The organism is Soonwooa sp., assembly GCF_032062245.1.
Lineage (GTDB): Bacteria > Bacteroidota > Bacteroidia > Flavobacteriales > Weeksellaceae > Soonwooa.
Window position 1 is genome coordinate 60,278 of sequence record NZ_DAMBQF010000001.1, and the last position, 14,715, is coordinate 74,992.

Consider the following 14,715-nt stretch of genomic DNA (forward strand, 5'->3'; position numbering starts at 1 on the left):
TATAAAAATTATAATGGTTGGTTCATTAGGAAGTGAGTCTGCCATCCTGAAGGTTCTGTTTGTCCAATACCTTTGTCGAATCCATACGCAAAGTCAAATCCGATTAATCCAAATGCAGACATCGATACTCTAATACCAATACCTACGGATCTTTTTAATTGGAAAGGGTTATAACTTCCCCAAGAGTTCCAAGCGTTACCACCTTCTGCAAATGTTAATGCGAAGATTTTGGCAGTTTGGTTCATTGAGATCGGATATCTTAACTCCATCGCAAATCTATTGTAAATAGTTGCTCCACCGTAAGGTGTAATATCATAAGGTGTCGAACTTGTAAAACCTGTAGATGAAGCGTTTTCATAACCTCTTAACGGCACAATCTCTCTACCATCGAATCTACCATTGAAAAGCCCTACACCTCCGACATAGAATCTCTCAAAAGGTGGTGCTCCCAAATCTTTATTATAGCCACTAAGGTAACCCATCTCAGCAGTTGTTCTAAGAACAAGTTTACCAACAACTTCGTTATAGAAATCTGCTTTAAATTTAACTTTAAAGAATTCCATCCACTTATATTTATCCAAGGCAGACATATTGGCATAGTCCTTCTTTTCAAATAACGAATAAGGTGGCGTGAATTTAACAGACAAATCTAAGTTAGATCCATAAGTTGGGAATACTGGATCTAGACCCGCAGAGTTACGAGAAAGTCCTAGATTCATCGTTAATGACTTCGTAGAACCATTCATCTCTTGTTTGTCACCAAATTGGAAAGGATAATTCTGGAAGTTATAACTCTGGAATTGTAGCCCTGTGTAGAATGAGAAATAGTCATCCGGCCATCTCAATCTTTTCGTTAGACCTACGTTAGCAGAGAAAATATTCAATTTTTGATTTTCACCAGTATAATAATCATAATTAACGCGAGAGTAGTTGAAACCAACACTCAAAGCGGTTGGACGTGTACCATATAACCAAGGCTCAACAAAAGAGATTGAGTAGTTGGTAAAGTACTGACCTGCTTGTGCTTGTAAAGATAAAACCTGACCATCACCTTGAGGAACTGGTTTAAAATCTTTAAACTTCAAGAAGTTTCTAAGTGAAAAGTTATTAAACGTTAATCCCAAAGTACCGATAAAAGAGTTACCACCATAACCAGCTTGTAACTGCACTTGCGAAGATCCTTTCTCCACCAATGTCCAATGCATGTTAACCGTGTTATCTTGAGGATTTGGTTTTACATCTGTCCCGATTTGTTGAGGATCGAAAAACTGCATACCTGCCAACTCGAAATAAGTTCTTTTGATATCGGATTTTGCAAACAAAGCACCTGGTCTCGTTTGTAAAGATCTAAGGATAACGTGGTCATGCGTTGTTGTATTACCAGACCAAGTTACACGGTTCCAAGTTGCTTTTTCGCCTTCGTTGATACGGATTTCTAAATCGATAGAATCACCTTTAACGGCTTTCTCGATTGGTGTTACCGTTGAGAACAAGAAACCATTGTTCATGTAGATTGACTTAAGGTCAGAGTCATCCTCTTTACCGCCATCTTCACCAACTTTCTTGTTAAATCCTACCGCATCGTAAATATCTCCAGTTTTATAACCTAAAATCTTTTGTAAAAACTCTGTGGTAAAGGTTGTGTTACCGATGAAGTTAATATCACCGATATAATATTTTTTCCCTTCGCTAAGGTCAACATTTATGTGGAATCCTTTCTGGTCACGTGTTACGCTATCCGAAACAATTGCCGCATCTCTAAAACCTAACGAGTTGTAATAGCTAATAAGATGTTTTTTGTCTTCCTCATATTTTTCTTCAATAAATTTTGAAGGCTTAATAAGTCCGATTAAAAAGCGTTTTTGCTTGGTATCTTTGAAACCTTTTTTTCTTAATTTACTAGAAGATACATTTTGGTTTCCTTTAAAAACGATTTCATCAATCTTCACCTTTTTACCTTTATCAACTTCAATAGTCCAATCTACCATGTTAGGATCGGTAGCACTTGGCTTATCACTGATTTTGATATTAGCGTCTGCAAAACCTTTTTTTATATATTCTTGAGGAATCTTATTTTGTAAACTTGAAACTAAATTGTTATTAATTTTAGTTCCTGGCTTTAGGTTATTGTCTTTTATGAATTTTTCATTCTTAGACTTACCGATACCTTTTCCTGTGAATTTAACTTCACCAAGTTCTTTAAGATCTTGTAATGAAAACTTAAGAACCGCTTGATCGCCTTCAACATTTTCTACAAGAACTTCAACTTTAGAAAAAGATTGTGAGTCCCATAATTTTTTAATTGCAGAGCTTATACGCTGACCTGGTATTTCTATTTTTTCGCCTTTTACAAAGCCTGCCATTCTAAGGATCTGTGCCGAAGAATATTTTTTAACACCGTCTACAACGATATCCTTAAGATAATATTCGCTAGTGTTTGTATCTTGCTGTAATTCTGCAGTTTGGCTACCAGTTTGCGGGTTAATTTGTGCATTAACCACGCTAAAAGTGGTTGCAAAAAATATTATAGGTAAAATAATTTTTTTCATTTCTCTTCCTGAGTTCTTCAATCGCTAAATCCCAAATTGTTACTTGACTTGCTCACTAGTCATCCCGTAACGTCTTTCTTTATTTTGATAATCCAATATACATTGGAAAAATATGTCTTTACTAAAATCTGGCCACAATACATCCAAAAATTGTAGCTCAGCATAAGCTATTTGCCATAGCATAAAATTACTAATACGAATCTCTCCACTAGTGCGGATCATAAGATCTACTGGCGGAAAATCTTTTGTATAAAGATGATTTTCAAATAGTTTATCATCTATGTCATTAATGGCTACTTTACCATCTTTAACATCAGAAGCTATTTCTTTAACCGCTTTCAAAATCTCATGTTGCGCTCCGTAATTGAGTGCCAATATAAGATTTCCTCCTTTGTTGTCTTTTGTAAGATCTACAAGGTTAAGCAACTGCTCTCTCACAAGATCAGGAAGCTTTGCAATGTCTCCAATAAAATGAAGTCTAAGTCCTTTTGTGTAGATTTCTTCGGCTTCGTTAAGCAAAGATTCTGACAACAAAGACATCAATGTATCAACCTCGTCTGTTGGACGCTTCCAATTTTCTGTTGAAAAAGTATATAATGTAAGATAAGGAATATTGATTTCGTTACACGCGTTAATCGCATTACGAACAGCCTCGATAGCATTACGATGTCCAAAAGTTCTTTGTTCACCTCTTGTTTTTGCCCAACGACCATTGCCATCCATAATGATAGCAACATGTTGTGGCAAATTCGCCTTATCTATTTTTTCTTTTAAATCTGACATGTGATTATTTACAATAACAAGGCGGTCGTCCAAATGAATATGATAAAATGATTGTTGCAGAGTTAACCCAATCGTTAGAGTTTGGATTTCCTATATTCCTAACAGCTTTGACATCTTCTGGTGCATTTTCTACAACACTATAATCGATCTCATCAGAGAAACTTTGTCTAAAGGTTAACTCACCAGAGATAGCCCAATTATAATTAAATTTGTACTTTAAACCAGCTCCAAAGGGAAGATCCATAGTGAATTTTTTCGCTGAGTTATAAACAGGTTTTCCGTCAACAACATCTTGAAACTTTACAATATTATGATACATCCCTCCAACACCCGCAAAAATGTAAGGGCTAAGCTTGCTTTTATATTCTTCATTAATATCAAAAAAATAATATTCAAAAGTTAGGTCCGCATGATAAATAGAATTTGAACCATATAGTTTTCTTATTCTTCTATAATTCTCCTTTGCATAAAGATCACTAAACTGTACATTACTATAACCTGCGCTAATCCTAAGAGACTGTTGAGGATTGACATTAAGTCTATAAATAGCACCTACATACACAGGTATCCCTAAATCAAGCGTTTTGCCCAAAATTGGTTTTTGCAAAATAAAATTGGTTCGACCTATATCACCTACCAAACTACTTGTGCCTATTTGTACACCAACTTCATGACGCTGAGCACTCATATTAGTATGACTTAGAAGACTAACAAGTATTATAAAAAAACTACAAACAATTCTAACTCTCATATTCTTTTGGGATAAATTCTCCCTAAAAATTGCTGCAAATATAACACATTTTTAGGTTAAGAAACCTCTTAAAGTTTCGTTAAAAATAATTGAACTACATTAAAATAAGTTAATTAAATAACGAAAAAATGAAATATTATTATTAGCAGAACAAAATAATATTAATCTAGAGCATTAACCTAATAAGACTAATCCCTTCTGAAAATTTTTCTTATTTGGTTTCTTACCTTAATAATTAGAGGCTCTTTATAGTTGACATCATCTTCAAAATACCCATAACCATAGCCGTAACCATAGCCGTAGCCGTAACCATAGCCTTGTTTAATTTCATAATCGTTATATATAAGTCCAATATTAGAAACCTCTTGTTTAGCTACTTTATCTTTAATCATATTTAACATATACTTTTCGGTATATTCATGTCTAACTATATATATCGTAGCATCCGCAAATTTGATCAACTCGAACGAATCTGCAACTAGTCCAATTGGTGGCGAGTCAATAACAATGTATTCATATTGTTTTTTTAACTCGTTTAGAAGAACTTCGTTTCTTCGCCCTAGTAACAATTCTGAAGGATTAGGAGGAATAGGTCCCGATGTTATTACATCCAAACTTGGAATCTGGGTACTATTTACAATTTGCTCAAGAGTCACCTCGCCTGTTAAATAATTAGAAACCCCGTTTTTATTAGTAAATTTAAAATCACCAAAAATTTTAGGTTTACGGAGATCCATTCCTACTAAAACAGTTTTCTTTCCACTAATTGCTAACACAGTAGCCAAATTCATAGAATTATAGGTCTTCCCTTCTCCACTTATTGATGAGGTTATAAGTATAATTTTACTCTCTTTTGTATCATCAAGTAAAAACTTTAGATTTGATCTGATGCCACGAAAAGACTCAGCAATCGAAGATTTTGGTCTATCCAAAACACTAAGACTACTATCTTCAGTATTTTTTCCGATAACCCCCAGAAGAGGTATTTTGATCACAGACACGATTTCTTTAATATTTCTCACTCGATTATCCAACACTTCAGATACCGCTATTAGAAGCAATGGAATAAGCAACAAGCCTCCAATAATTCCGTTTTGGGTCATTTTAATATCTGGAGCTATTGGACCTTGTCCTAGATTTTTGGCCTTATCAATAATTGTTAAATTACTTTTATTAGAGACAATTCTCATTTGAGCTTTTGCCTGCTCACTTAACAATGTATTATAGGTAGCTTCAATAATATTATATCCCCTTTCTGAGTCAAGAAACAATCTCTGCTTCTCTGGTAATGAATAAAGCTCAGAATCAATTTTTTGAACTTGAGAATTAAGATTACTCAACTCCTGATCAAAAGTTGAATAATATTGACGTAGACCATTAGTAGAGTTAAGTCTTGCTTCATTTATTAATCTATTAATTTCTCGCATTGGTTCAGAATTAGGCGTATAGATTGTCGCCATCTCTCTTCGCTTTGCATATAAGGCTTTGAGCTCAGAAACGGAAGCTGAAAACACACCGTCCTCAATACCAGCAGAACTAATGTTAATAATTTTTTCAATATTATTAGAATTCACAACATTACGCACTTGATCTAAATTTTTCATTTTAGCAAGTAGCTCTGCTCTCTTACTTTCTAAATTTTTAAGTTCTGCGAATGTCTTGGAGTCAAGATTTGTCATATCGTACAGCTTATTATCTACCTTAATTTGATTAAGATTGGCCGCACTCGAATCTAATTTTTTCCTAACTTTTAAAATATTTTCTGCTAAATAATCTAAAGTATTTTTGTCAACCGTGTTCGTATCTTCCAATCTTTTTTTAATAAGCTCTTCAATAGCTATATTTAAAAACCGTACTGTACCATTTAGATTATACCCGCTCTTGCTAATAATCATTATACTTGGTAGTTCTGGGTCAAAACTTACAGATAATGTAGATACAATGTTTCCAACTGATTCGCTTACAGATTTAAGAGTAACATTAATATTTTCATAATTAATAAGTGGTGGATTAGGATTTTTTTCCAGCTTAAATCTTAAGTTTGGAGATGTGTACCATTCATCTATGCCGATAATTTTATTAGCGGGACGTTTATAACTCCCAACTCTTTCAACCGCCTCTGTCGTATAGTTATAAAGAGTTATCGCATGTCCTTCTTCTGGTAAAACAATCTCATATTTATCATGTCCTTTAGGGATAATTGTGATGGGATAATTAGTCTGTTGAAGATGCGTCTTATCAATTCTAAGAATAACAGGTGAGTCATCTTGATCTAGATAGGTTTGCTTAATAACCCCTTTAGTAGTGTAGGTAGTATAAAGGTCTAGTTTATTAACCAAATACTCATTAAGACTTCGGGACATTAATATTTTCTTAATATAAATACCATCTTGATTGCCATTTTGCCCCCAAATGAAATTAATTGATTGATTGGGTGTAAAGTAACTTGCTGTATTATTGGAAATACTTAAAGTCAGATTAGAAGCGTATACTCTTTGTGCATAATATTTACTATAAAAATATGAAATCGCATAACCTAACATACCTAAAATCACAAACCAATACCAATTTCTCAATAATCTATTAAGAAAATTTATTGGATCAAACAGATTAAAAGACTTTGATTTAACGTCCTCTTCCGCTGGATTGTCGTATGTTTTATTCTTTTCAGGAATCATATTATAATTTGGTAAAAATCAAATAAATAGACAATACGGTCGTTAACAAAGTAACACCTGTCGACAAACTCTGCAATGGTTCTTTTCCAAAACCATACATACTTTTTTTATTAGTACTTAACAATATCATGTCGCCATTTTGCAACCAAAAATAAGGAGAATTCATTACATCTTCCCGAGTAAGATCAAGTCGAACGCGCTTCATTCCCTCAGGATATTTCCTAACAAGTACAATATTTTTTCTATCGACAGTTCTATTAAGACCATTATTAGTTGAAATAGCTTCCAAAATATTAAGCTGCTGCACATGTGCTTTTTTTGCACCAGTCAGACCAACTCCTTCCATATCACCAAGGATAAAATAGTTAATCCCGTCGATATTTAATCTAACTTCTGATTTGCCTTCAAGAAAGTTTTCATTTACTTTAATTTGTATCTCTTGCCCAATATCTTCTAAAGTTCTACCCTCTGCTTTCACAAATCCAATTCCAAAAACATAAATATCACCTTTGGAATCAACTTTCAACCCATTGAAGTAAAACCTCGTATTACCAACCGCTTGACCGGATGCTCCTCCTGAAGCACTAATTGTAGTAGTTGGATTTTGATTTACACTTCCGCTACCAGATTCGCCCCCACTTGAGCTAGTATTGAAACCTGAATAAAATTGCGCTGCATCACCTTTAGGTGTTGTTACAATATTCAGTGCCAAAATATCATTCTTTGTTATACGATACTCTTGTATGTTATAAGGAACCAAACCTTCCTCATTTAATACTAAACTAGGATTAGGCTGCAAATACGTAATATCCTTTCTCGAAACACAAGAAGATAACAACAAGACGGGTAAGAGCAGATATAAAAATATTTTTTTCATTATTTAAAACATTCACAAAATTAAATATTTATTTTAACATTTTTTTTAATAAAAAAGGTAAAAAAGAACACATCAATCCTATTATAAACACCAAAACAAAAAGTAAATTTAAATCTTGGTGCCTTAATAGGTAGACAATTCCAATCACTATTAAATAAACAATACAAATGCTGAATGTTGCTTGTTTATGACTCAAACCTAAATCTACCACTCTGTGATGAAGGTGATTCTTATCAGGCTTAAATAACGACTGCCTTTTTATTAATCTTATTAAAATCACAGAAAAGGTATCTGCAACTGGTAATATCAACACAGACAATGCGATTACAGGTGCGCTTACCAAATGATAATGAGGCTTAAAATAATCGCCCTTATCTATAAAAATATCAATGAAATTAATTGCGGTAAAAGCCAATAAAAACCCTAAAATCATGGAACCTGTATCTCCCATAAAAATTTTTTGATTCCGTTGATTAGAGAGATTAAAACGTAAAAAACCTAGAACAGATCCAATTATAATGATACAAAATACTACCAAAGGAAAGTTATATTCGCCAAGACGATAAAAACTAACCGCAAACAAACCACTAGACAATAAACTATAACTTCCTGCTAGTCCATCAATTCCATCAATCAGATTGAAAGCATTTATCAGTATAATAAACGTCAACACACTAAAAAAAACACTGAAATAATAATTAAGTTCATCAATACCAAACAACCCAAAAAAACTCCGTATCCTCACATCGGAACCAACGACAACTAGCACAGATACAACAATCTGAGCTAATAATTTTTTATAAGCACGCATCACGACAATATCATCAGTAACACCAATATAAAATAAAATAACTAATGAAGCGAACAAAAATTTGTATTGGTCAAACAATTCGTAGGCAAAAATTGGAGCACAAACACCGAGTGCGAAAAATATCGCAATTCCTCCAAGGTTGGGGATTTTTCTTTGATGAGACGACCGCATTGTTGGCTCATCCATCAAATTTTTTCTCCTAGAGATTTTAATAATTGCTGGAACCAAAAAATAGGTCAACAAAAATGATATTGAAAATCCTAAAACCATCTTCAAAATAAAGACGGATTCAAAACTCATATTTTGCACAAAACCTAAGTTGTCCATGGGCAGAATTCGTAATTTTTTTTCATCGCGTTGTGGGTGAAAAACTCTCTAAGGAATGCTTCTCAGCGCAAAAATACTAATAAATAGCAAATAACTTCAGATTAGTTTTAAAAACATTTCAACCATTACTCTCAAATATTATCATTAAACATCAAAACATTTCAAAATATTGAACTAAATGTTATTTTTGTAAAACAACAGCACTATTTAGATAATTTCGAAATAATTGTTGTATGCAAACTTACGGGTACAAAAAATTGAATTAAATAATAAAATCGCTTCGTTATTGGCAAGCTAGAAAAGTAATTTTCTCCAAATCTTTTGTAAGCAAAAACATCATTTCGTGATATTTGACGTTCCTTTATAAAAGTTGAAAGCGCATTCTGCATTTGTAGATATGTAGACTTATCTTTCACAAAAGCCAAGTAAGCTAAAAAAGTGTAAACACCTTCTAGAATCTGGAAATTCTTAAGTTCAATTGTTCGGTTAGAAAAACTAGAATTTTTAAAAGCAACTTCAACATCTTTAACAGCGTTAAGAATATCAAGGCCTTTCAAAGTATGTGTTTTGGTTATCGAATCGGTGCGTTCTAGATATTGATAATGGAATTTCTGAGTTTGTGCTATCGTTTTGCAATTCAACAAAAGCTGTGGAATTAACTGTATATCCTCAAAATGAATGTCTTTTTTAAAATTTTTATTCGAAAACAAATCAGCTCTAAAAATTTTATTACAAGCAAAATAACTCAAATCCGAAAACACTGAAAAATGCTCGCTCAAGTCAATTTTCTCTGGCATATTTGGGATTTGCGTCAACTTTTGCGTAACATTTCCGAATTGATCAACTTTTTCTAAATTACAAATGACCATTTCGGCATTGTGTTTTTGCGCCAAATCGTACATTTCCGCAAACATATCATCCGTCACATAATCGTCACTGTCTACAAAACCAATATACTCGCCAGTGCAATGTTTTAATCCAAAATTTCGGGCTTCACTAAGGCCTCCATTTTCTTTTGTAAAAGCTCTAATTTTTTCAGGAAAACGATTTGTAAAATCATCGATAATCTGTTGCGAATTATCTTTGCTACCGTCATTAACAATAATAACTTCAATGGCGGAAAGTTGTTGACTAATTAACGAATTAAGACATTTTTCAAGGTAAATTTCAACATTATAAACGGGAACAATTACCGAAACTTTTGGTCGCATATTTTTTATTTTCTAGTAAAACGTTCGCCCAAATAACCTCTTTTTGCCTCTTCAAAATCCGAGCGCGAACACGGAATTAAATTATTAGAATCCTCATCTTCCCCAAAATACCAAAGATTCCTAAATGTATCACGTTGGAAAGCATGACTTTCTTCGCCAACCATCACCCAATAAGTTTCGAATTTTCGTTCTTTAGGATGTGATCGCTGGATATTGATTCCTTCTATCAAATACCAAATCATTTGCGCCAAAAGCTGATGATTCATTCTGTCGTCAGAATAAATATTAAAATTAAAAATACCAACAGATTTCAGGTTTTCACTAAGACCGATTTCCTTCATATAAGCACAAATTTCGCGCTTATTAAGTCCGTTAACTTGAGGATTTATCGAGAAAGGATCCATGCCGCTTTCGATGGCGTCACAATTAATCGTTACTAAATCTGTTTTTCTAAAAAAAGGTTCGGTGCGCTCTGTAGAATTCATCATTTCAGCCAAACGAATAACATCAAACTGAACTTCTTTTATCAATTTAACAGAATCTAATTCGTTAAGATGTTTTTGATAACCAAGGTGATGATAATTCTGAATTTCGAAGTTTTTGGAACCCAAAATTTTACTTAAAAAATTGCGCTCATTGATTTCGTCACCTTGCGCCAAAGACACAACGTTATTGATTTGCGTATAATTTATCTTTTTATAATGAAAATCTAAAGCGGCATAAAGTGAATAAGAGAAATCTGTAGAACCGCCAACCACAACTGGAATCGCGCGTTTGTAATGACAAGCAGAAAGCACTTCTTGCAAAATATAATGCGTGTCTTCTAGACTTTTACCAGACACCAAATCGCCCAAATCCACCATCGGAATTTCAAAATCCAATTTTGACAACCTGTAAAACTCACGACGAACATTCATAAAATCCTGAACCTCAGCATCACCGCGCGCACCACGATTATCTGAAACAAACAACAACACAATGCTGTCTTCCAAAATTTCATTTGCGATATGAGCGCCCAATTGCCATTCTTCAGTTTTTATGGGTTTTGGAGCAATGATAAAATCTTCAAAATTCATGTTTAGTTTTATTTACGGTTGGTGATTTGATAGTAAAATTTTATTTTTCTTTTAAATCTTTAAGAACTTCACGGAAAAAATTTGCCATCAACTCTCGATCTGTCTTACTAAGATTAGCTTCGGGATGCTTTGAGATATACGCAGGCAACGGCATTGTATAATTTTCCACTGTAGTACTACTTTTCTCCATCATCCCCTCTTTTTGGAAAGTATTATAAGTCCCCCATTTGGAAAAATTAAGGCGCTCGCGACCTTCCGAAACGTGATCTTTCACCATCCACGAAATTGGCGCTACATAAGCATAATCTGGATATTTAACCTCGTTAGAATGACAATCGTAACAAGCCGCAATTATCAAATTCTTGACACGCGGACTCACTTTATAATTATCTACAAAATTCTCCTCTTTTTTGATAGGTTCATTAACTCTATCAATCGGAATTAATTGTATCAAGCCAAATATTACAATTACAACAATTAAAATTCTTAAAATCTTTTTCAATTCCCTTGTGTTTCAGCGTTAAGATCCCACTTTTCGTTAATTTCCCACATCGGTCGTATATTAACTTTAGTCATCGGATTTTGATCTTTTCCTTTTTTAAATAAATAAGCATCCTCCGCATATCGATTCTCCGCAAAGGAAGCGGTTTCCCAATAAGCATCATCGTTATTATCCACCAAAATACGAAGAAAATAATCACCAGGTTTTAAGTTTTTAAAATAGACAACATTCTCCTTAGTGTATTGTTGGTATTGGACATCGCCTTTTTCATTCAGCATTTGTACCCAAAAATGTGACGTCGGCGCATTGGAAATTTCAAGTTTAAAAGTTCCAAAATCTGTAGGTTTTCCGATTTCGAAATCGAGTCGATAAGATTTTGCGATAGATTTATAGAAAGATTTTACACTTTCTTTTGGAATGGAAAGTTGATAAGATTTCCCAGCTTTAAAATCAGAATTAATGATAATATCCTCGCTATTCGCCTTAGAAATATTTGCCGTAAAATTTTGCGAAATACTATCCGAAGTCAATCTCCATTTGTCCGATTGAATTTCTGACACTGGAAAATTAGCTTTAATTTTAAATAATGTATTTGGCGCTAAAACTTTGTCTGATCCACTTGCTAAAGTCATTTCCGCTCTTGGATCATTTTTATAATAAACCGAAACAGAATCTGTTTTAACAACAGTTTTTGAAGCTAATTTTATGTTATCACTTTTATCAATACCTATGTTTTGCGCAATTGCATCAAACCAAACAAACACCGAATCCGACTTTGGACGATGCGTGACCTTGTAATCTTTGAGATTGGCCGACGCAGAAGTTACCTCAACATTCTCAGGTTTTCCTTCATACAACAACATAATGCCGCCATTTGTCTGTTTGTATTCTTTATATTTAATAGGCGGAACACTTGGATAAAGTTTCAGTTTTGTCCCAGAAATATTTTTCTTGTCTTCGATAACAACATCATCTTTAGAAAAGGCAAATTTTTCTTTTCCATTATCAAAAATAGAATTTCCATTTTGATCTTCAAAAGCTAGAATTTTATATTTTCCTGGTGATAAATAATTAAGTTCAAAATAACCATCCGGATCAACATTCGTAATATAATAAGGCTTTTGACGATAGTCCATCGAGTCTTTAACCTGATAAAGTCCTACAACATAATTGACATCTTTACCTTCAGATTTTTTTTCACCGAGTGCATCCACCAAAGTTCCACTTAGATAATTATCTTCTATCTCTGGACCTGTAGAAAAAGCATAATTAAAATACGGTAAAACGTTAGCTTCATTAAGGTCGTTAATCGCATTCCCGAAGTTGAAATTGTAAGTCGTGTTTTCTTTAAGCGTATCGCTCCATTGGATCATCAAAAATTTTGTTCCAAGATTAGCGGGCAAAATCTTTTTGATATTCTTAATAGGGGGTGATATAATCAGGTTTTTGTTAATATCTTTTAGCTTGATATATTCATCAAACTCAATGCGCAATTCTTTAGTTGTCACAGGCACATTAACACGTGTTGTATCGATATTGCTAAACAACATTTTTGGCGGAATTGTATCTTTGGCGCCGCCGTTAGGAGAACCAACGCGCGCGCAAGACAGCATCAACAAACTGATGAGGAAAAGAAAAAAAATCTTCTTCATTATGGTATTTATACTGCAAAAATAAAAAAACTAAAACGGAAAATGCGTTTTAGTTCTCTATATGATTTTTATTCTGAATAATTCGTGGTACTCACATTGACAGAATCTGCATTTTCGTTGGTTGGTTTGTCGCCATTCATAACTTTATTAAGTTTTTCAATCTCAAAAGGAAACGGCTCGAACAAGCCTGACAAAGCCATTGCCGAATAAACACGCTGCGAATATTTGTTACCGATAGCGATTATCGTCACCTTAGATTTTAAAAGATGAACAAAAACTGCATTACTACCATGCCACCAACCATTATGATAGGTCAGTTTATTATTTTCGTCAAAGATTTTCATTCGGAAACCTAAACCGTAATTATTAACGCCAGCTTTTTCATTACTGTAAGGTTCAAAAATTTTAGCTTTTAATTCTGGCTTCAAAAAGTCTTTAGAAAACATTGCAGTCGAAAATTTTAATAAATCTCTTGGCGTTGTGTAGACATTTTTATCACCGTAGATTAGGTCAAAATGATCTAGCGGATATAATCGATTTTGTCCATTATAAAAGGATTGCGAAGCCGTCGGAATATCTTTTTCTTCAAAAATAAAAGAATGCTCCATGTGCAAAGGCTTGAACAAAATCTCTTGCATCGCCTCAGGGAATTTGGTCTCTGTCACTTTTTCAACAATTAAAGCCAACATCGCAAAGTTCGTGTTACAATACATAAAACCTGTATTGCTAGGACGCGCCAATTCTGGTTTGTCACGTTCCAAAATATTAAGAACATCTTGGTTGGTGATAAATTTCTTTTGCAGTTCAGCAGGCGCGGGTTTTACAGATTGGTCAAAATGCTCATATTTCGGAAGTCCGCTACGTTGCGACAACAAGCTAAAAACTGTAATATTAGGATACGGAAGTTTTGGAAAAAACTTGGTTAAATCATCTTCGAGTTTCAACTTTCCAGCTTCAATTAATTTGAGAACCGCCATCGCTGTCATCGTCTTACTAACCGAAGCGACATGAAGCGGCGTATCTTTATCAATCGGCATTTGCTCATTTTCTCGTCCAAAACCTCGGTATTTTTCAACCAAAATCTCGTCACCTTTTGCCACTAAAAAACTTCCGCTAAGATTTCCGTTTTCCCAAACTGTTTTATAGTAATTATCGATTTGCGAAACGATTTGATCTTTGTTATCAAGTTGTCGATCCTCGTCAGTGAAAACTTTATCGAGTTTGACATTAGAATAATTGGGTAATTTGCTTTGATAAGCTTCTTTTTCCGTAGGTGAATTATCTTTTTTACAACTAAAAAATAACATCGACATCACTAATAAAAACACACCTTTGGAGTTCTTCATTGTTCCTTACATTTTTTCAATTAACAGAATCGCTAAATTATGGATTTGTACAAAGAAATGACGCACCCGAAAATGTTATTTTATGTTAAATTAATTACAAAAAAAGAAGCCTAAAAATGATTTAAGCTTCTCTTGATTATTATTAAAATGAA

At 33.6% G+C, this 14,715-nt stretch carries 11 protein-coding genes; all 11 read right to left on the minus strand.

Annotation, left to right across the window (positions count from 1 at the left end; translation table 11 throughout):
• Window positions 1-8: 8 nt before the first annotated feature.
• Window positions 9-2,549, minus strand: a complete 2,541-nt coding sequence (locus RT037_RS00285; protein WP_313026870.1) for an outer membrane protein assembly factor — start codon at window positions 2,547-2,549, stop codon at window positions 9-11.
• 39 nt (window positions 2,550-2,588) lie between these two features.
• Window positions 2,589-3,332 carry an isoprenyl transferase gene (locus tag RT037_RS00290; RefSeq protein ID WP_312322007.1) on the minus strand — a complete coding sequence of 248 codons (744 nt, stop codon included), beginning with the start codon at window positions 3,330-3,332 and terminating at the stop codon, window positions 2,589-2,591.
• 4 nt (window positions 3,333-3,336) lie between these two features.
• Complete coding sequence (locus RT037_RS00295) at window positions 3,337-4,020, minus strand: DUF6089 family protein (protein WP_374330089.1); 684 nt, start codon at window positions 4,018-4,020, stop codon at window positions 3,337-3,339.
• A gap of 251 nt (window positions 4,021-4,271) precedes the next feature.
• Window positions 4,272-6,761, minus strand: a complete 2,490-nt coding sequence (locus tag RT037_RS00300) for a polysaccharide biosynthesis tyrosine autokinase (protein WP_313026878.1) — start codon at window positions 6,759-6,761, stop codon at window positions 4,272-4,274.
• A gap of 1 nt (window position 6,762) precedes the next feature.
• On the minus strand, window positions 6,763-7,638 hold the full coding sequence (locus RT037_RS00305; protein WP_313026883.1) for a polysaccharide biosynthesis/export family protein: 876 nt from the start codon (window positions 7,636-7,638) through the stop codon (window positions 6,763-6,765).
• Window positions 7,639-7,666: 28 nt separating this feature from the next.
• Window positions 7,667-8,776 (minus strand): MraY family glycosyltransferase, encoded by a 1,110-nt coding sequence (locus RT037_RS00310; RefSeq protein WP_313026888.1) that lies wholly within the window; start codon window positions 8,774-8,776, stop codon window positions 7,667-7,669.
• Window positions 8,777-8,979: 203 nt separating this feature from the next.
• Window positions 8,980-9,987, minus strand: a complete 1,008-nt coding sequence (locus RT037_RS00315) for a glycosyltransferase (protein ID WP_313026892.1) — start codon at window positions 9,985-9,987, stop codon at window positions 8,980-8,982.
• A 5-nt stretch (window positions 9,988-9,992) separates the two neighbouring features.
• On the minus strand, window positions 9,993-11,063 hold the full coding sequence (locus RT037_RS00320; RefSeq protein WP_312322001.1) for a formimidoylglutamase: 1,071 nt from the start codon (window positions 11,061-11,063) through the stop codon (window positions 9,993-9,995).
• 40 nt (window positions 11,064-11,103) lie between these two features.
• Window positions 11,104-11,565: a heme-binding domain-containing protein gene (locus tag RT037_RS00325; protein WP_312322000.1), complete on the minus strand. Its 462-nt coding sequence runs from the start codon at window positions 11,563-11,565 to the stop codon at window positions 11,104-11,106.
• On the minus strand, window positions 11,562-13,217 hold the full coding sequence (locus tag RT037_RS00330) for an Ig-like domain-containing domain (protein ID WP_313026898.1): 1,656 nt from the start codon (window positions 13,215-13,217) through the stop codon (window positions 11,562-11,564). The genes RT037_RS00325 and RT037_RS00330 overlap by 4 nt, the downstream gene beginning before the upstream one ends.
• A gap of 68 nt (window positions 13,218-13,285) precedes the next feature.
• Complete coding sequence (locus RT037_RS00335; protein WP_313026903.1) at window positions 13,286-14,563, minus strand: serine hydrolase domain-containing protein; 1,278 nt, start codon at window positions 14,561-14,563, stop codon at window positions 13,286-13,288.
• Window positions 14,564-14,715: the final 152 nt, after the last annotated feature.

What these genes read in the sequence shown, in the direction of transcription:
- RT037_RS00290 (WP_312322007.1), bottom strand. Translation starts at nt 3,332, where the DNA reads ATGTCAGATTTAAAAGAAAAAATAGATAAGGCGAATTTGCCACAACAT.
- RT037_RS00335 (WP_313026903.1), bottom strand. Translation starts at nt 14,563, where the DNA reads ATGAAGAACTCCAAAGGTGTGTTTTTATTAGTGATGTCGATGTTATTT.
- RT037_RS00310 (WP_313026888.1), bottom strand. Translation starts at nt 8,776, where the DNA reads ATGGACAACTTAGGTTTTGTGCAAAATATGAGTTTTGAATCCGTCTTT.
- RT037_RS00285 (WP_313026870.1), bottom strand. Translation starts at nt 2,549, where the DNA reads ATGAAAAAAATTATTTTACCTATAATATTTTTTGCAACCACTTTTAGC.
- RT037_RS00330 (WP_313026898.1), bottom strand. Translation starts at nt 13,217, where the DNA reads ATGAAGAAGATTTTTTTTCTTTTCCTCATCAGTTTGTTGATGCTGTCT.
- RT037_RS00300 (WP_313026878.1), bottom strand. Translation starts at nt 6,761, where the DNA reads ATGATTCCTGAAAAGAATAAAACATACGACAATCCAGCGGAAGAGGAC.
- RT037_RS00320 (WP_312322001.1), bottom strand. Translation starts at nt 11,063, where the DNA reads ATGAATTTTGAAGATTTTATCATTGCTCCAAAACCCATAAAAACTGAA.
- RT037_RS00295 (WP_374330089.1), bottom strand. Translation starts at nt 4,020, where the DNA reads ATGAGTGCTCAGCGTCATGAAGTTGGTGTACAAATAGGCACAAGTAGT.
- RT037_RS00305 (WP_313026883.1), bottom strand. Translation starts at nt 7,638, where the DNA reads ATGAAAAAAATATTTTTATATCTGCTCTTACCCGTCTTGTTGTTATCT.
- RT037_RS00315 (WP_313026892.1), bottom strand. Translation starts at nt 9,987, where the DNA reads ATGCGACCAAAAGTTTCGGTAATTGTTCCCGTTTATAATGTTGAAATT.